19 protein-coding genes are annotated in these 18,270 nt (G+C 32.9%); 12 read left to right on the top strand and 7 right to left on the bottom strand.

Annotated elements, in window-relative coordinates; translation table 11 throughout:
• Positions 1-134 precede the first annotated feature (134 nt).
• Positions 135-884 (top strand): hypothetical protein, encoded by a 750-nt coding sequence (locus ACQY6M_RS13165; RefSeq protein ID WP_428742345.1) that lies wholly within the window; start codon positions 135-137, stop codon positions 882-884.
• 245 nt (positions 885-1,129) lie between these two features.
• Positions 1,130-2,413, top strand: a complete 1,284-nt coding sequence (locus tag ACQY6M_RS13160) for a glycosyl hydrolase family 18 protein (protein WP_428742344.1) — start codon at positions 1,130-1,132, stop codon at positions 2,411-2,413.
• Between the two features lie 59 nt (positions 2,414-2,472).
• Here the strand turns inward: ACQY6M_RS13160 and lgt are convergent, their stop codons facing one another.
• The 6 genes from lgt to ACQY6M_RS13130 all read right to left on the bottom strand — a co-directional run bounded on the left by lgt (position 2,473) and on the right by ACQY6M_RS13130 (position 7,845).
• The gene (gene lgt / locus ACQY6M_RS13155; protein WP_428742343.1) at positions 2,473-3,333 is read right to left on the bottom strand and encodes a prolipoprotein diacylglyceryl transferase; all 861 of its coding nucleotides are present in this window, start codon (positions 3,331-3,333) and stop codon (positions 2,473-2,475) included.
• Between the two features lie 97 nt (positions 3,334-3,430).
• Entirely contained in the window at positions 3,431-3,670 is a 240-nt protein-coding gene (gene yidD, locus ACQY6M_RS13150; protein WP_428742342.1) for a membrane protein insertion efficiency factor YidD, read from the bottom strand.
• Complete coding sequence (gene cysS / locus ACQY6M_RS13145) at positions 3,671-5,152, bottom strand: cysteine--tRNA ligase (protein ID WP_428742341.1); 1,482 nt, start codon at positions 5,150-5,152, stop codon at positions 3,671-3,673. It abuts the gene before it with no gap.
• 111 nt (positions 5,153-5,263) lie between these two features.
• Positions 5,264-6,751, bottom strand: coding sequence for an MAP7 domain-containing protein (locus ACQY6M_RS13140; RefSeq protein WP_428742340.1), 1,488 nt, complete (start codon positions 6,749-6,751; stop codon positions 5,264-5,266).
• Positions 6,732-7,298: a hypothetical protein gene (locus ACQY6M_RS13135; protein ID WP_428742339.1), complete on the bottom strand. Its 567-nt coding sequence runs from the start codon at positions 7,296-7,298 to the stop codon at positions 6,732-6,734. The genes ACQY6M_RS13140 and ACQY6M_RS13135 overlap by 20 nt, the downstream gene beginning before the upstream one ends.
• Positions 7,291-7,845 (bottom strand): RNA polymerase sigma factor, encoded by a 555-nt coding sequence (locus tag ACQY6M_RS13130; RefSeq protein WP_428742338.1) that lies wholly within the window; start codon positions 7,843-7,845, stop codon positions 7,291-7,293. The genes ACQY6M_RS13135 and ACQY6M_RS13130 overlap by 8 nt, the downstream gene beginning before the upstream one ends.
• Positions 7,846-7,945: 100 nt before the next feature.
• Here ACQY6M_RS13130 and meaB point away from each other — a divergent pair, with 100 nt between their 5' ends.
• From meaB to ACQY6M_RS13095, 7 genes are all read left to right on the top strand, one after another.
• A complete protein-coding gene (meaB, locus tag ACQY6M_RS13125) occupies positions 7,946-9,019 on the top strand; it encodes a methylmalonyl Co-A mutase-associated GTPase MeaB (protein WP_428742337.1) in 1,074 nt (357 codons plus the stop codon).
• A 39-nt stretch (positions 9,020-9,058) separates the two neighbouring features.
• Positions 9,059-9,400: a tRNA-binding protein gene (locus tag ACQY6M_RS13120; RefSeq protein WP_428742336.1), complete on the top strand. Its 342-nt coding sequence runs from the start codon at positions 9,059-9,061 to the stop codon at positions 9,398-9,400.
• A 53-nt stretch (positions 9,401-9,453) separates the two neighbouring features.
• Positions 9,454-10,260, top strand: coding sequence for a hypothetical protein (locus tag ACQY6M_RS13115; protein WP_428742335.1), 807 nt, complete (start codon positions 9,454-9,456; stop codon positions 10,258-10,260).
• Between the two features lie 155 nt (positions 10,261-10,415).
• Positions 10,416-10,994 (top strand): Crp/Fnr family transcriptional regulator, encoded by a 579-nt coding sequence (locus tag ACQY6M_RS13110; RefSeq protein WP_428742334.1) that lies wholly within the window; start codon positions 10,416-10,418, stop codon positions 10,992-10,994.
• Positions 10,995-11,122: 128 nt separating this feature from the next.
• A complete protein-coding gene (locus tag ACQY6M_RS13105) occupies positions 11,123-12,397 on the top strand; it encodes an NAD(P)/FAD-dependent oxidoreductase (RefSeq protein WP_428742333.1) in 1,275 nt (424 codons plus the stop codon).
• 143 nt (positions 12,398-12,540) lie between these two features.
• Positions 12,541-14,382: a cystathionine beta-synthase gene (locus tag ACQY6M_RS13100; RefSeq protein ID WP_428742332.1), complete on the top strand. Its 1,842-nt coding sequence runs from the start codon at positions 12,541-12,543 to the stop codon at positions 14,380-14,382.
• Positions 14,383-14,507: 125 nt separating this feature from the next.
• Entirely contained in the window at positions 14,508-14,855 is a 348-nt protein-coding gene (locus tag ACQY6M_RS13095) for a VOC family protein (protein WP_428742331.1), read from the top strand.
• A gap of 52 nt (positions 14,856-14,907) precedes the next feature.
• Here ACQY6M_RS13095 and holA read toward each other — a convergent pair whose 3' ends face one another.
• A complete protein-coding gene (gene holA / locus ACQY6M_RS13090) occupies positions 14,908-15,909 on the bottom strand; it encodes a DNA polymerase III subunit delta (protein WP_428742330.1) in 1,002 nt (333 codons plus the stop codon).
• Positions 15,910-16,255: 346 nt separating this feature from the next.
• Between holA and ACQY6M_RS13085 the strand changes: the two genes are divergently transcribed.
• The 3 genes from ACQY6M_RS13085 (at position 16,256) to ACQY6M_RS13075 (ending at position 18,262) form a co-directional block, all read left to right on the top strand.
• Positions 16,256-16,699, top strand: coding sequence for a type I restriction enzyme HsdR N-terminal domain-containing protein (locus ACQY6M_RS13085; protein WP_428742329.1), 444 nt, complete (start codon positions 16,256-16,258; stop codon positions 16,697-16,699).
• 6 nt (positions 16,700-16,705) lie between these two features.
• Entirely contained in the window at positions 16,706-17,254 is a 549-nt protein-coding gene (locus ACQY6M_RS13080; RefSeq protein WP_428742328.1) for a nucleotidyltransferase family protein, read from the top strand.
• A 387-nt stretch (positions 17,255-17,641) separates the two neighbouring features.
• On the top strand, positions 17,642-18,262 hold the full coding sequence (locus tag ACQY6M_RS13075) for a hypothetical protein (RefSeq protein ID WP_428742327.1): 621 nt from the start codon (positions 17,642-17,644) through the stop codon (positions 18,260-18,262).
• Positions 18,263-18,270: the final 8 nt, after the last annotated feature.

Below are 18,270 nucleotides of genomic sequence, written 5' to 3'. Positions count from 1 at the left end.
AGTATTGTTCTTTTTATTAAAAAATGAAATAAAGGCCACCTCTAAATAGTTTTAAGTATAAAAAAACACATACTATTTAAAATAAATTAGAGTTTGTATTTCCAAAAATCCCCAAAATCAATATCCTCATAAAAATGAATTCAGAAACTATTAATATACTTTGGACAGGTGGATGGGACTCCACTTTTAGAGTGCTTGAATTAGCAGATAAAAACATTACTATCCAGCCTTATTACCTTAAGGACAACAGGAAATCTGAGAAAATGGAAATAGATACTGTTGAAAGCCTTACTGAAGAAATAAGAAAACTTCCAAACACAAAGTGTGTTATAAAGCCGTTACTTGCAAAAAAGGTTTCGGAAATAGAGCCAGATGAAGAAATCACTAAATCGTATAATAATCTACGTGAAAGGTTTAAAAAGGAAGGTCATGGAGCTAAATTAGGAAGTCAGTATGAGTGGTTAGCTCGATTTTCTAAAGACATTCGTTATTTAGAATTAGGTATAGAAAAAGATTCTAAACCTCAAGTACTCATCAACATGTTTGGTCGATTGGAGAAGAAACAAGATGAAATTTTAGGAGAACACTATATTCTAGACAAAGAGAATTCAACTCAAGATTTAATAAACGTCTTTGGAAATTATCGTTACCCTTTATTAGGTTACAGTAAGCTCGACATGCAGCGTATTGCTACACAAAAAGGTTATATTGATATTATGAACAAAACATGGTTTTGTCACCGACCAAAAAATAATGAACCTTGTGGAAAATGTGCTCCTTGTATGCAAACAATAGAAGCGGGTTTGCAATCTAGATTTTCACAATCTGCCTTGATTCGATATAAAATAAAGAAATTACTCAACCTAATTAGCTTAAAAAAATAGCAAAAAACTCCAAGTGCATACTTGGAGTTTTTTATTGTCCTATATAGTATTTACTTTATTTTCTAAACATTAAACCCTATATCAAGTTTCTGGTTAAGAAGCTATTTTAGAAAACTTATCGTATTTTAGTAACTCTTAAAATTTGTGAGATGCTATGAATTTTACTAATCCGCCTTTTTGTTATTAGTTATACTATTAGCCTTGCATAAAATCAACAAACCAAAACGAAATATCAAATAACCAAAATGAAACAAACCCCAAATGAGCAAAGCAGGTTCATAATTAGTTTCCTGTTTTTAATCGCTTTAATTACTTCTTGTTCGAATCCAAAAAACAAAACATCACAAGCCAGTAATCATACCAAACCTAGTGAGTATAAAAATCCCACCAATGTTGCAGACAGTAGTCAGTTTATAAGTCAACACTATTTACATGAAAAAACATACGGTGGTTATAATTTTACAACCGAACAGCAATGGGATAGTTTAAACAATATCTCTTACAAACCCATAGTTCATAAAAAAGGAAAAGTAGATCCAAATTACCGTACATTTGGATGGCATGTATATTCCAACGGTTCTTCTTATAAGAGCTACAACTTTTCTATGCTTTGGGGAATTTCATACTTTTCATATACTGTTGAGCCCAAAACAGGTAATTACCAAAGCATACACCAGTGGAAAACTACTTCGTTAATAGACAGTGCAAAGGTGAATGGTTGTAAGGTATTTTTGTCTGTTTCTAACTTTGGAAGCGAAAACAATGCTGTCTTTTTAAACAACTCAAAAGCGCAAGCAACATTGATTGAGAACTTAGCTGAATTACTTGCATTAAGAAATGCCAATGGCATCAATATAGATTTTGAGGGAGTTGCCAAAGAAGACCGAAATCGTTTTACGCAGTTTATCATTCAAGTTTCTAAAAAACTAAAAGAAAAGAATCCAAACTATATGGTTTCTATATGTTTGTATGCTATTGATTGGAACGATGTTTTTAATATACAAGCTATCAATCCGTATATCGATTTTTATACCCTAATGGGGTACGATTACTACGGTAGTTTTAGTAAAACTACAGGACCGGTAACACCTTTTAAATACAGCAAAACATTTGGAAATGGTTTAGAAACTTCTGTCAACTATTATAAAAATAAAGGTGTATCACTGGACAAGTTAATCGCTGGGCTACCTTATTATGGAGCAGAATGGTATACAAAAAACTCTGAAATGGGTGCTAAAGTAACCAAATTCAAATCGCATCCTCGTTACAATACTATACGAGATATTTACATTGATTCCTTACAAATTCCTATTAAATTTGATCCTAAAAGCGCTTCTAGCTATATGATCATTAAAGATGGAAATCAGGAGTACAGACAGTTGTTTTTTGAAGATGTACAATCGCTTTCCATGAAATATGACTGGATAAAAAGCAATAAAATAAGTGGCGTGGGTATTTGGGCTCTAGGCTATGACAATGGATATCCACAACTATGGGATTTGTTAGCTGAGAAATTTTCAACAGAATAAAAATAATTACTGTAAAACAATAAAAAACTCCAAGTGTAGACTTGGAGTTTTTTATTGTTTTATGCAGTTGCTTTGGGTTTTCTAAACATTAACCAAAAGCCTATTAATACTAACGGAATACTCAATACTTGACCCGTATTTAAAGAGTTGAATACCCAATCTTCTCGTCCTTCTACTTGTGCTTCTTTTAAGAATTCAATTACAAAACGTAACGACCATAGCACCACCATGAATAACCCGAACAAAAAGCCTGTTTGATTTTTCTTATCGGTTTTCCAATAGAAATACCACAAGGCTAAAAACAATGCTAAATAACTAAATGCTTCATATAATTGGGTTGGGTGACGTGGTACCGTCTCTCCTGCTCTTTTAAAAATAACTCCGAAACTGCTTCCTGTTGGTTTTCCATAAATTTCAGAATTGAAAAAGTTTCCGAAACGGATAAAAAATCCAGCTAAAGCAACCATAATTCCTAACCTATCTAAAATAAACAACCACGGTTTGTGTAGATGCTTTTTAGCATAGAAATACATAACAAGTGGAATTGCAATTGCCGCTCCATGGCTTGCAAACCCTGTAAATCCTGTGAATTTCCATCCATCTAACAATCCGAATAAAGCAGAAGAACCTTCGTGTTTTTTAAACGGCAGTATAATTTCTAGTAAGTGGTTTTGGTAATAATCCCAGCTGTAAAAAAACACATCTCCTAAACGCATCCCTACCAACATAGAAACGAATACGTACATAAATAACGGATCTAGTTTTTCAACAGGAATGTTATCGTTAATGTAAATCTTTTTCATTAATCGAAGTCCTAATACAAATGCTGCCACAAACATTAAACTGTACCAACGAATACCAAAACCTCCAATATTTATTATTTCTGGGTTCCAATCCCACACTATGGATAAAAAATTCATCTATTCTTATTTTAGTTTTTAACATTGTCATTGCGAATGTAATGAAGCAATCTTTAAATAAAGAGATTACTTCGTCATAAACTCCTCGTAATGACGCTTATTTTTTTTCTTTTTTGTCTGGAACAGGATCATAACCACTTCCTCCCCACGGATGGCAACTAAAAATTCTTTTGAGTGCTAACCATCCACCATAAAACAATCCGTGTTTTTGCAATGCTTCTATGGTGTAGCTTGAACAGGTAGGTGAATACCTACACGTAGCGGGTGTATAAGGTGAAATTGCGGTTTGATAAAACCGAACCAACAATATAAATGGATATGTTAGAATTTTTTTCAATTAGTTAACTGTAAATGTTGTTCCTTCTCTACCGTCTTTTAATTGAATTCCTAAAGCTAATAACCTGTCACGAATTTCATCAGACAATGCCCAGTCTTTATTTTCACGAGCTTCTTTACGCATGGTAATTAACATTTCAACCACACCATTTAATTTTTCCGAATTGTTTCCTTCAGAAGTTTCATTCATCAATCCTAATACATCAAAAACAAATGCATTGATGGTATCTTTAAATACCGTTAAATCTTCTGCCGTTAAACTTGCTTTTCCTTCTTTTATCTGATTCACCACCTTAACCGCTTCAAATAAATTCGAAACTAAAATTGGTGTATTGAAATCATCGTTCATCGCATCATAGCAATCTTGCTTCCATTTTTGAACATCAAAAGTAGAAGTAGCTCCTGCTTCAATTTTATCTAAGAAATTTACCGCTTCCATTAACTTCGCATGTCCTTTTTCGGCAGCTTCTAAAGCTTCTCCGGAAAAATCTAAGATACTACGGTAGTTAGCTTGCATATTGAAAAAACGAACCACACTTGCCGAAAAGGCTTTTCCTAAAATGTTATTTTCTCCTGTTAAAATTTCGTTTGGCAAAATGTAGTTTCCTGTTGATTTTGCCATTTTTTGGCTGTTTAACAACAACATATTGGTGTGCATCCAATAATTTACAGGTCTTACACCACTACACGTTTGCGATTGTGCAATTTCACACTCGTGATGTGGGAATTTTAAATCCATTCCTCCACCATGAATATCAAATTGTTCTCCTAAATATTTAGTACTCATTACCGAACACTCTAAGTGCCAACCAGGAAAACCATCACTCCATGGTGAAGGCCAACGCATGATATGGCGTTCATCGGCTTTTTTCCACAGTGCAAAATCTTGCGGATTTCTTTTATCTGATTGTCCGTCTAAAGCTCTTGTGTTATGAATAGCATCTTCAAATTTTCTACCTGAAAGAATACCGTAGTTACCTGTTTCGTTATACTTTAATACGTCAAAATACACTGATCCATTCACTTCGTAAGCAAATCCTTTATCCATGATTTCTTTAATCATTTCAATCTGCTCTACAATATGCCCTGTAGCTGTCGGCTCTATACTTGGTGGTAAAAAGTTGTAGTTGTTTAATACGTTGTGAAAATCTACTGTGTAACGTTGAACCACTTCCATTGGTTCAATTTCTTCTAATCGCGCTTTTTTAGCAATTCTGTCTTCTCCTTCATCAGCATCATTTTCTAAGTGACCAGCATCAGTAATATTACGTACATAACGTACTTTATATCCTAAGTGTAATAAGTAGCGATATACCACATCAAAAAACATAAAAGTTCGTACATTTCCTAAATGGGCATTGCTATATACCGTAGGACCACACACATACATTCCTACGCGTCCCTCAGTTACTGGTTTAAAAAGCTCTTTTGATTTGGTTAAAGAGTTATATATTTTAAGTTGATTTTCTTTGTATAATTCCATAGTAAAAGTGACTATTAACGAACGCTAAGATAGGCACTTTAAAAAGAATATAGAAATGGAATTTGTTAGCAATTTTATAAAAATAAAAAGTAGTTTTATCAACTCCCTTTTCTACTGATTCTTCAATTTTAACTCACTGTATTTACCGTCTATCTCTATCTTTCTATCTTTTGAAACCAATGTAAAATCTCCGTTGTATTCTATACTTCCGTCTTTCATATTTTTAACCTTACCACTTTCAATAGTAAAGGCTTTGTTAGCTCCTAACAAATTTACTCCTGCTTCTGAATAATTTAAAAAGATTCTTAAGTTGTTATGATTAGGATGCACCTTTACTATGGTTAAGTTTCCAAATTCATTATTCACCTCCACATCGTTATATACATTACTTAGTACCACTCCTGACGAGTTAAAATTCAACTTTGTATTGGTAACCGATGCCAATTGAGCATCGGTTACATTATTTAAGAACAACGTACAAGCGTTTAATGAATTTATGTTTACAGGCGAATATGAAATATTCAATTTTCCACCATCCAATGCATCGGCTTTAAAAGTACCATAGCTAACTTTTCCTGAAGCTTTGGTCTTTGGCAAGTTTACTTTACTGTGACGTGTATTCAAGTCAAACGTTGCCGATTTTGGAACTTTTACGGTAATTTTCTTAGTAATTTTTACTTTTTTACCATTCACCATAAAGTCATTACTATCGGTAGAAAAAGAATAACGAACACTATTTTTATGCATTTCCTTTCTTGCTTTATGCATCTCTTCTCTTGCCTTATGCATTTCTTCTCTAGCTTTCTCAAGTTCTCTTCTTATCTCTTCTCTATTAATTTTTCTAATCTCCGCTCTAGCTTTCGCCATTTCTTTTCGAAGCTCTTCTTGGTTTATTCTTTCTTTCTTTACTTTTTTTAGCTCCTCTTGAATTTCTTTTTTTCGTTCTTCTTGGTGCTTTTTAAACTCTTTGTATTTATCTGTTTTCTTGAATTCTTCCCATTCTTTTTTCGACTTAATGGTAATATCATTTACACCATCTTTCCATGTAAAGAAATAATTATCACCATCTTTTGCATACTTATCAAAGTCAAACTCTATGTCTTCTAAGCCTGTAACAATTTCTTCAAAATTAATTTCAGGGATTTCAATTTCCGGAATTTCTGGCATCTCAGGCATTTCTGGAATTCTTACTTCAGGAACTACCACTACCTCATCGTCATCAAATTGAAACACTCTAGGAAAGTTATCATCTGATGAATTAAAGAACACAATATTATCATTTCCTAAAGAACGAAAACTATTACTATTTGCGTTGACCTGTACTTTGTTCTTATTGCCCAAAGCTTCAAATTTCCAGTTGTCTAAATACTTTTGGGCTTCTTTTTGGTCAAGTCCTTCTACCTCGACAACTGCCTCTACTAAGACTTCGTTTTTGTTCCAAGTAGTTACGTCAATCTCTGCATTAGATGCATTGATATTTACTACCACATCTTTATTGGTATTAAAATTTTCACTAAACTTTTTGTTGTATTTCTGAGCAGATACAACGCCAGTTACTAACAGTAAAAAAACACTGATTTTAAATTGTTTGAATGTCATTTTGAGTTGGATTTTTAAATTCTTGTAATTGTTTTTGCATACGTTTTAACAGCTGTAAACGCAATTGCAGGTTTCCAATCAATGCATTGATAGTATCATCGTTAACTCCTTTTGTATTGAGCTCTTTGGTTAACGACTTATATTCTTTGGTCAATTCACCTATTTTGGTCAAATAACCGTCAAAAAGTTCTTTATTTTCACTCGTTAATTCAAGTTGACTTAACTCGTAGTTAATGGTATTTACATAGTAATCTTCTACCGTTTTTAATTCTGGTGAAATAGTTCCTAAACTAATTTGGTTTCGTAACTCCTTAGGAACTTCTTTGATTACAGGAGCTACAGTATTTTTTGGATAAAATTGAATTCCTAAACTCACCAATAACACTATTGATGCAGCTATGTATAACCACTGATATGATTTTTTTGCTGATGGTTTTGCATGCAATTCATCTAGCAACTTTTGTTGAAAACGTTGTCTGTGATTGGTTGATAGCCTTTCTGTGCTTTCAACCTCATTCTTTAATATTTCTCTAATATCTTTAGACATGATGTACTGCTTTTAATTGCTCTTGTACTTGCTTTTTTCCTCGTAATAAATGTGTTCTCGAACTCACTTCCGAAATTCCTAATATTTGCGAAATTTCTCCGTGGTCATACCCTTCTAACAAGAACAGCGTCAATACTATTCTGTACTTCTCTTTCAATTGCTGAATGCAGTTCACAATATCTTGATACGATATGGTCGACGCTACATTCCAATTATCATGATCATCATCTACCCATGTGGTGGTTTCTTCATTTATAGAAACCAACTCTAACTTCTTTTTCTTTAAGTAATCAATACTTTGATTGATGACAATCCTTTTCAACCAAGCTCCAAACGTTACTTCTTCTTTGTAAGAATCCATACTTTTAAACGCTTTTATAAACGCTTCTTGCATCACATCTTCCGCAGTAAATGAATCTTTCACATAGCGTAACGCCACTGTATACATAGCATCACAATACAAATCATACAATTGCATTTGTGCTTTTGCATCATTATTTTTACAGGCATCTATAACCGGTTGATGTATCTGTTTGGTTGATTTCATTCTTGATTTCTTACCCTAAAGACGAGTCTTTTTATACTCCGTTGCATTTTCCTGCATTTTTATTTCTAAATTTACATTATTATTCTGTTTTAGCTATACAATGACCGATAAAAACAAATCTGCACTTACTGAAAAAGATGGGGTTTCACAACCTGAAACTACTAGCAAATCATCCGCAGAAAAAATAAAACGTAGCAGAAGAAAAAGCACCTCTACCGAAGAATTTGTAACCCAAATATTAGCAGGAAACATTCCTTTTTTAAGTAGAGCGATTACCTTAGTAGAAAGTACCAATCCAAAACACCAAGAACAAGCAAATGAAATTTTAGAAGCTTGCTTGCCACATGCCAATAAATCGGTACGAATTGGAATTACGGGAGTGCCTGGAGTTGGAAAAAGTACGTTTATAGAGTCTTTCGGAAAACATTTAACTTCACTAGGTAAAAAAGTTGCAGTATTAGCAGTAGATCCAAGTAGCTCGGTACACAAAGGAAGTATTTTAGGAGACAAAACTCGTATGGAAGAATTGGTTACTGATGAAAATGCCTTTATCCGTCCCTCTCCTTCGGGTACTTCACTAGGTGGTGTTGCCCAAAAAACACGTGAAAGTATTATTTTGTGCGAAGCAGCAGGATTTGATACCATTATTATAGAAACTGTAGGTGTTGGTCAATCAGAAACTGCGGTACATTCCATGACCGATTTCTTTTTATTGTTGAAGCTGGCAGGTGCTGGTGATGAATTGCAAGGAATTAAGCGTGGAATTATTGAAATGGCAGATGCTATTGTGATTAACAAAGCAGACAGCGGTAACGAAAAAAATGCGAAGATTGCCAAAGTTGAGTTTAACAGAGCCTTACATTTATATCCGCCAAAAGATAGTGGTTGGCAACCCAAAGTATTGTTGGCAAGTGCGCTACAACATCAAGGAATTGATGCTATTTATACCATGATTGATGAATACATCACGCTGGCAAAAAACTCTGGATATTTTCAACAAAAAAGAAACGAACAGAATAACTATTGGTTGTTAGAAACCATTAACCAACAATTAAAAAGTAATTTTTACAACAACCCAAAAATTAAAGAATTGTTGCAGCAAGAAGTTGCCAAACTGGAAAGTGGAAAAACCACACCATTTACAGCAGCGAAACGATTGTTAGGTGACAAATAATTAATAAAAATACAGACTCCCTTATAGGGTTATAAACATATGGAAGAGAATACACTTACTTGGAACGATTTTACAAAAGTAGAAATGCGCATTGGTACTATTATTTCTGCTGAAATTTTTGAAGAAGTAAAAAATCCTGCTTATAAAATGCAGGTAGATTTTGGCGACTACGGAATTAAAAAAACCTCAGCACAAATTACCAAATTATACCAACCACAAGAATTGATAGGCAAACAAGTAGTAGCTGTAGTGAACTTTCCTAAAAAACAAATTGCCAATATGATGAGCGAATGTTTGGTTTTGGGTGGTTTAGGTGATGATAAAGAGGTAACACTTTTAACCACCGAACGTACCGTGAAGAACGGAACTAAGATTGCGTAAAAGCATAAAACTCTCGAACTAAATTTTATAAAAATTATAAACACAATTTAAAAATGAAAAAACAAAATTCAATCGATTTAATAGTAGAGAATCTTTTAAAAGAATTCTCAAAAATTAAGGATTTTGAATTGACCCAAAATGACCCAATGGGTAATAAATTTTTCAATTTTGTTGTCAGACTTGTTTCAGAGTTTAGGGCTTATCAAAATCTATTCATTCAATATTATCTCCCTGCTTCTCGTAATTCAATAAATGAAACTAAAAGAGAAATAAAACATTCAAAATACAAAGATTTTTTTCATATTACTGAAGAAGAATTTAAAGAAAACTATTATGAAACTATACGTCTTGGATATGTCGGCGCTTATCACAAATATGAAGGATATATTAAACGGCTATTACCTTTAATGGATGAGTTCTTCAAAGACTTGGATTTCGAAAATGAATTTATTCCTCTTGAAAATTATCTAAAAAACGAATTTGGTATTGTATTAAAAAAGACAGTAAATAATTTTCATATTACTAAAAAAATTAACTGGATAAGTAATTGCGTAAAGCATTACGACGGATTCCCTATAAAAGAACCAATACCAAAAGAGTTTGAATATTTAAGCAAAGAAAAAAAAATCCAAATAGAGTCCAAGGAGTTCAAATCTGATATGGAAAGTCTGATTACTCACAATAATCTAATGCTATCAACTTTCTTCTTGATAGGATTTCATCAATTTTTCGGATATGAATTTAGTTCTATTAAAGATCAATTAAAACCAGAAAATCAAGAAGAAGTAAAAGCAATAAAAATGCAAAAAGATTTAAAATTTGTAATTGAAGGAATGTTTGGAAACAAAGTATCAACCTAAAAATTAGAATATATTTAAAACAACAGGTAGTATTTATAAAAACCATAGCAAAATCCCTTATCCTAAACCTTTCTAAAAACTTCAAATTCTCGTATCTTTAAAGCATATTTAAACACTCAATTATTTTAAAATTTTATTGAGTACAACACCAACCAATGTCATACAATACATTAACAGATCATATAAAAACCTATATAGATCTTTCAGAAAAAGAACTCACTGAAATTGCCTCTTTTTTTGATTATCACTCTTACAAAAAAAAAGAAACCTTATTAGTTGAAGAAAAACGATGCGATCAACTATTTTTTGTTGGCAAAGGTTGCTTACAGCTCTACTTTATTGATAGTTTAGGCAATAAAAAAACAACTCAATTTGCCATAGAAACCTGGTGGTTAACCGATTTTTTAGCCTTTCAAAATCAACACCCTGCTAATTTTTATGTAGAAACCGTGGAGAAATCAGAAGTATTGTCTATCTCCTTTTCTAAATATCAAGAGTTGTTAGCGCAATTTCCAAAGATGGAAAAATACTTTAGAAGTATTTATGAAATGGCCTATGGTGCCGCTTTAATGCGGTTAAAATATATAAATAACTACTCTAAAGAAGAGATTTATTATCGATTTAAAAATAAGTTTCCTGAGTTTGTACAAAGAGTGCCTCAATATGTATTAGCTAGTTTTCTTGGTTTAACTCCTGAATACATGAGTGAAATTAAAAGACATACACATGCCTAAAAATTGAGTAGCTATATTACTTTTACAGCAAAACAGCTACAAAAAACCTTTTCTTAAACCAGTTTAATTTTTACCAAAATCTCCTTCCCTACCTTTGTATTAGTTAAAACAAAAGGCATAAGTAGTGTATGGAAAATCTTAAAAAAATTGTCGTTATAGGTGGTGGTTTTGCAGGGTTAGAACTTGTAAAAAGACTAGGAAATTCAGCTAATTACCAAATCATTTTGGTTGACAGTAATAATTACAACTTTTTTCCTCCTTTAATATATCAGGTATCCACAGGTTTTATGGAGCCTTCTGCTATTAGCTATCCGTTCAGAAAAATCTTACGAAAATTAAAAAATGTCCGTTTTCGGTTAGGGGCTCTCGAAAAAGTGGTTCCTGAAGAAAATAAAGTCATTTTAAGCAACGGAGAATTTACTTACGACATCTTAGTTATGGCAACGGGTACTGAAACTAACTTTTTCGGTAACAAAAACATCGAAAAATACAGTTTACCTATGAAAACGATTAGCGATGCCTTGTCTCTTAGAAACGTTATTCTCACTCGATTTGACCGCGCCACAAGAATTCAAAATCCTGAAGAAAGAAAAAAATACTTGACCTTTGTTATTGCAGGTGCTGGACCAACAGGGGTAGAACTTTCAGGAATATTATCTGAAATGAAGGTTTCTATTATTACCAAAGATTATCCTGAATTAAGTCAAGAAGATCTTGGTGAAATCTATTTAATTGATGGAAATGAATCTGTTTTAGCCTCAATGTCTAAAAATGCTCAAGCATATACTTCCAAAAAACTAGCAGACCTTGGGGTAAGCTTAGTTATGAACACCTTGGTAAAGAATTTTGACGGAGAAACTGTAGACTTATCTAACGGGGATAAAATTCAATCTAAAAATCTTATTTGGGCGGCAGGAGTCGCTGCCAAAACATTTGACGGATTTTCAAAAGACAGTTTTGGAGCCGGTAAAAGGTTAAAAACAAACCAGTTTAACCAAGTTTATCCGTACGATAATATTTATGCATTGGGAGATTGCGCCTTAATTGTTGGTGATGAAAAATATCCTAACGGACATCCTCAATTAGCGCAACCTGCTTTACAACAAGCTAAAAATTTAGCTGACAACTTGAATAGAAAAGCTAACAACTGGAAGCCTTTTCAGTACAACGATAAAGGTTCGTTAGCTATTATAGGACGCAACAAAGCTGTATTGGATTTTCCTGGGCAAAAACAATCTTTAAAAGGTTTTGTAGCTTGGTTAATTTGGATTTTTGTACACATTATGGGACTTGTCAATTTTAAAAATAAGGTAAGAACACTGTATAACTGGTTGGGTTACTATATTTATAAAGACCAGTATTTTAGAATGATTATCAAACCTACTGAACGAAATAATAAATAATTTTAAAACTCTAAAAGTTAGTATGGTTTTTCCTACTAACTTTTAGAGCTTAGAATAAGCACAAAACTTAATATACCTTTCTCCTAACCTTTCAAAAAATTTCAAATTAACGTATCTTGCAGGCTTATTAAAAGACGCCTACAATGCAAGACAATACTATACTTCCATATATAAAAAGTGTATTAGAAAATATGCCCACTGATTGGCTAGATCTAACTACACACCGACTAGATATTTACGTAGAAGAGCTAGCTAAAACTCAGTTTTTAGAGCAGTTTGAAGATTTGTATAACAACAACAATGCAACTGCTACTGCATTGAAGGAATTACCTACTGCATACGATTATATTCGTTTAGGGCATCCTTTATCATCTGTATTAGAATGGACAATTGCCAAATTACACTACACCAAAGCAGAAAATGTAATTAGCTTTTCGTCGCAAACGGTTCCCGTATTAGCAGTGTTAAGAGCAAATTTGTTTGCTAACAAAAACACACGAATAGTATACACTAACGAGTTACCAAGCTCTTTTGATGCAGATATTATAAAAAACGTATACGGATATCAATTTGAATTACAAAAAATTGATACCATTGAAGACATTACTGAATTTGATGGTAGTACCGTATTCATTTCTGAACAAAAAGATATTTGTCATTTTAATACCATAGCTACTATAGATTTTATCATCAATACGCATCCTGAATTAGGTAGTATTTTATTGGTTAACGGTGAGCAAAATGAAAGTTATGTTTCAGAAATTCAACATGTAAGAAGAAGAGAAACTATTGCCATGACTCCAACCAATACCTTTATTGCTTTAAAAGGTCTTGTGGGTGAATCTTCTGATACTACTGTGACTGATGTAGTACAAAACAAAGCAAAAGTTGTTAACTTAATCAATGAAATTACGAATACCAGCACCAAAGCTTTAGTAGGTTCTAGCGGACTTTCAATACAATATGCCATTTTAATGGGATTGATCGATTATGCGCTTGAAAATCACCTAGGAAAAGCAATTAAAATTGTAGTTCCACCTAACTGTTACGGTGGTACCAACGATCAGGCGAGACGTATTGCTGCTAGTCTTGATAATGTAGAAGTCGTAGATTTTGCTGTTGATGGTGACAACGATATGGTAGAAAGTATTGATACTGTTTTAGCTAACATTGCTCAACAAGATGCTGTTCCTTATATCATTGCTGAAATCCCTACAAATCCAAGAGTTGAAGTGCCAAACCTTACTGATTTGAGGGATGTTTTAAGCAAGAAGCGTACTACTCCAACTGGTGAAATTGCAGTTGATCCTGTTTTTATTTTAGATCAAACTTTCTGTCCGAACGTGCACTTTTTAGGTGATACAGATATGTTAGCTTCGGTTAGAACTATTTCTTTTACCAGCGGATCTAAATTCCCAAGTGGAGGTAAATGTACTGCAGGTTATTGTGTTGGAAACAAAACAACAAATCCGCTAATCGATAAAATCGAAAAACACTTGCACATTTGCGATAACGAAGCAACTCCGCTTCAATATGAAATATTAGCAAAACAAATGCCATCGATGAATCAACGAATTGTTGATGCTTATAAAAACACCCGTTCATTTGTAAACTTTATTGAAGAAGTTTTACCGGATGCTAAAATTAACTTTGTTTCTGAAGAATTGGCTACTCAAGGATTCATGCCTTCTGTATTTTCATTAGACCTTCCTACCAAAGGAAATACCGCGGAAGAAAAAGAAGCTTATAAAAGAGCACTAAATTTAAAGCTAATCAACTTGATGATTACTGAAATTCCTAATGAAAGCAAGTATTGTGTAAGCTACGGCCAGTTAAAAGGTTGTTATTGGACAATACCTGCTACCTCAACGCAAGGAACTACGAAAGAAGGTGATAAAGATTATATTGCTCGCGTAGCGTTATCTCCTGATATGGATTTAGAACGTCACAAAAAAGTATTTTTAAATTTTGTAAAAAATATTTAATTAGAAAGGAGGTTTTTAAACCTCCTTTTTGTTTTTATATTGAAAAACACTAAATTAACTCTTTTAGATATACTATCTTTTTTACTTCTAACTTAAACTATCTATACTGCTAAAAGTAATTACACATGAAAAATCTGAAAACTTGTAGAGTTAATATGATGGTATCAAACTTGGATCAAGCCGTTGAGTTTTATCATCACAAATTAGGTTTAGAATTAATAAATAGATATGGAGATCACTATGCTGAGATCCAAGCTCCCGATTTATTAATAGGCTTGCATCCTACATCTGATAAAATAGTATATGGGAATAACCTTTCTATTGGATTTGGTATTACTGAATTCGATGCGACTATTAAAGAATTAGAAGCTAAAGGAATTGAATTCAAGTTGGAAAATGACGGTTGGATTCGATTAGCTTATTTTTCTGATTTAAACAATAATCAACTTTTCTTAGCAGAAAGAAAAGATTAGATTACCACAAAAATTAATTATTATCTTAGTTTAGTTCTCCTTAATAGAAACTCTAATGCAATATTTTAAAAAGTAATTCTTTTAAAATATCTGCCTGAGTTTGATTAGCACCAACCCCTTTACTCTTTACATCGGCTTCACGTAATAAAGCGATAATTTGCGATACTTTACGCATTGGATAATTACGAGCAGCATTTACATAATCATCAACAAAATAAGGATTCACTCCTAAATTTTTAGCTACAGAAGCTTTCGATTTATCTTTTAATCCGTGATATAGTAACAACTGTGTAAAAAAGCTATTCAACAAAGAAATCGTCATTACCAACGGATTGTTCTTTGGGTTTTGTGCAAAATAATTGATAATTCTGTTTGCTTTAACCACATCACGTTCTCCTACAGCTTTACGTAACTCAAAATTGTTGAAGTCCTTTGAAATACCAATATTTTCTTCAATATGCTTATCGTTAATAATCGTTTCAGCAGGCAATACTGAAGTTAATTTATCTAACTCATTACTAATTTTACTGAGATCGGTTCCTAAAAACTCCACCAGCATTTGTGCTGCTTTAGGTTCTATGTTGAACTTTTTTCCTCCCAACACCTGACGAATCCAATCCGCTACCTGATTCTCATATAGCTTTTTACTCTCGTAAATAAGTCCGTTTTTGGCTATAACTTTGTATGCCTTCTTACGCTTATCGAGTTTTTTGTATTTGTAATTAAATACTAATACCGTACTAGGTTGTGGATTTTCCGCATACGCTTCTATCTTTTCTATGGAACGGCTTAAATCTTGGGCTTCTTTAACAATGATTACTTGCTTTTCAGCCATCATAGGAAATCGTTTTGCTGACGACACAATTTCCTCTATCGATACATCACGACCATACATTACCACTTGATTGAACCCTTTTTCAGACTCATCAAGCACATTATCTTCTATATAATCTGAAATTTTGTCAATGTAATACGGCTCTTCCCCCATTAAAAAATAAATAGGTTTAATGTTGCCTCCTTTAATATCAGATATGATGGATTTAATTTCGTTCATGAGTCTTTCTTCTACCTTCTTTTGGGTGTTATTGTTTAAAATGTTATAACTAATGTCATTTCGAAAGAGGTTACGACTGAGAAATCTCAATAATATAAATCACTCTCCTTATGAGATTCCGTCCTCTGGTCGGAATGACAAAACTGGAACATCATAGCGAAGAGTGAAAACGACGTGGCTATCTCTTTTCGAAAAAAGATTGCTTCACTATTGTTCGCAATGACGAAACGCTATTATCTTTTCAAACGAGTAACTCTTATTGTTGAGATTTCTCGCATTCGTTCGAAATGACTGTTTCTCCTATTTCGTCGTTCGGAATGACTTATAATTTTCTTACTTTTGGTATATGCAAAAGCTCAATCTTCCTAGCTATACATTTAAGCTCAAAAGTAACGAAAATAAGACGCTTATTTTTGATAATTTGAGAAAAAAATATGTGGTCTTAACTCCTGAGGAATGGGTGCGACAGCATTTTTCTCAATGGCTAGTTCAAGAAAAAAATTACCCAATTTCTTTAATCGCTATTGAAAAACAACTAGTTATTAATAACTTAAAAAAGCGCACGGATATTGTTATTTTCAATTCTGATGGACACCCTAATATCATTGTAGAATGTAAAGCTCCGCACATAAAAATAACTCAAGATACTTTTGACCAAATTGCACGATACAATTTAAAGCTCAATGCTAATTATTTGATTGTTACTAATGGGTTACAGCACTTTTTTTGTGTATTAGATAAGAAGAATGAAACCTATGTGTTTTTAAGAGATATTCCTGAATATACTTAACCCCATATGGAAAACGATTTTACTACTGAATTTGTAACCATCATAGAAAATGATGCTTGGATGCTATCCATTTTAGAAACCGTTAAAAGTTTAAACTTATCTGACTGTTGGATTGGAGCTGGATTTGTTAGAAACAAAATCTGGGACTATAAACACCAAAGAACCCGAACTTCACTAAACGATATTGATGTTATTTTTTTTGATAAAAATGATTCTTCCAAAGAGTACGAATTAACTTTAGAAAAAAAGCTACATACTATAATTCCTACAGTAAACTGGTCTGTAAAAAACCAAGTTAGAATGAGTGTAAGAAACGGTCATTCCCAATATGAAAATTGTTGTGATGCTATTTCTTACTGGCCTGAAACAGCTACTGCTATTGCTGTTAAACTAAATTCTAACAATCAAATTGAATTTATTGCTCCATACGGTTTAAGTGATTTATTCAATCTTATTGTAAAACCTACTCCTAATTTCGATTTAACTACTTATCGAGAAAGAGTTACAAACAAAGGATGGAAAAATACTTGGGAGAAGTTGTTTATTGAAGAATAAGGGGTACTCACCTCATGAGATTTCTCGCTTTCGCTCGAAATCACAAAAATAAGACGTCATTTCGAAAGAGGTTACGACTGAGAAATCTTAAACATAGTAGTTTCTTAGTTGAATGAGATTTAGCTTTGCTGAACCTTACGATTTCCCCTCCTCTGTTCTTCGGAATGACAGGACTGCAAAACGTCATAATATGAAGTGATAATAACATGACTATCTCATTCTCGATAAAAAGATTGCTTCGTTTCACTCGCAATGACTGTAATTTCTTTTATGACTTCTTACACATATTTCAATCCATAAAACAACACGTTCATAACATCCTTTTACTCCTAACTTAATTCTTTTCTTAAATTCACCTACTTAACAAGAAATTTTTTAAAATTGGTCATGAGTAACAGTATTAAATTAAACTTTGTAAACAAGTCGAATGATGTAAATAACAGTAGTATTGTGATTTTCCAAAAGAACGTTGCTGACAGTTTTGATGATACTGCTACTGCATGGAAAGTAATAAGGAATCCAGGTTATATGGATAGCCATCCTATCAATTACTCTACCGACTTTCAAGTTGCTGCTAGTGATTCCTATGGGAACCACACACCTACATTAACCTCTAACTATGGAGATGCTTTTGAAATGACTAATAGCAGTTCTGGAAATATTTTACAAAAATCTTCAAATCCAACAGTAAATCCGGATGAAGTAGAAGTAAGAAACAACCTAATTACTGGTGCTATTGATGCCAACTGTTATAAAGATGGTAAATTATTAGCTACTAAAAGAGGAATTGCCCCTGCTCAAAAAGCTATTTTTAAATTTACTCCAAGTATTTATATCGGAGTCGTTTCACAAATTGTAGAAGGAGACATTATAAACTCTGCTATCATTTCGCAAATTAATACTGAAATTAGCTTGTTTGGTATTAATAGTGCCGATATAGTTATGACTGGAGGAGGTCCAAACGCTAGTTCTGAACCCTTTAGCTTCAACTTAGAAAATGTTAGGTAGTTTTTAAC

It is taken from the genome of Tenacibaculum sp. (assembly GCF_050290165.1).
GTDB lineage: Bacteria > Bacteroidota > Bacteroidia > Flavobacteriales > Flavobacteriaceae > Polaribacter.
The sequence above is the reverse complement of the archived record's forward strand: the minus strand, read 5'-3'. Positions and strand labels throughout refer to the sequence as shown.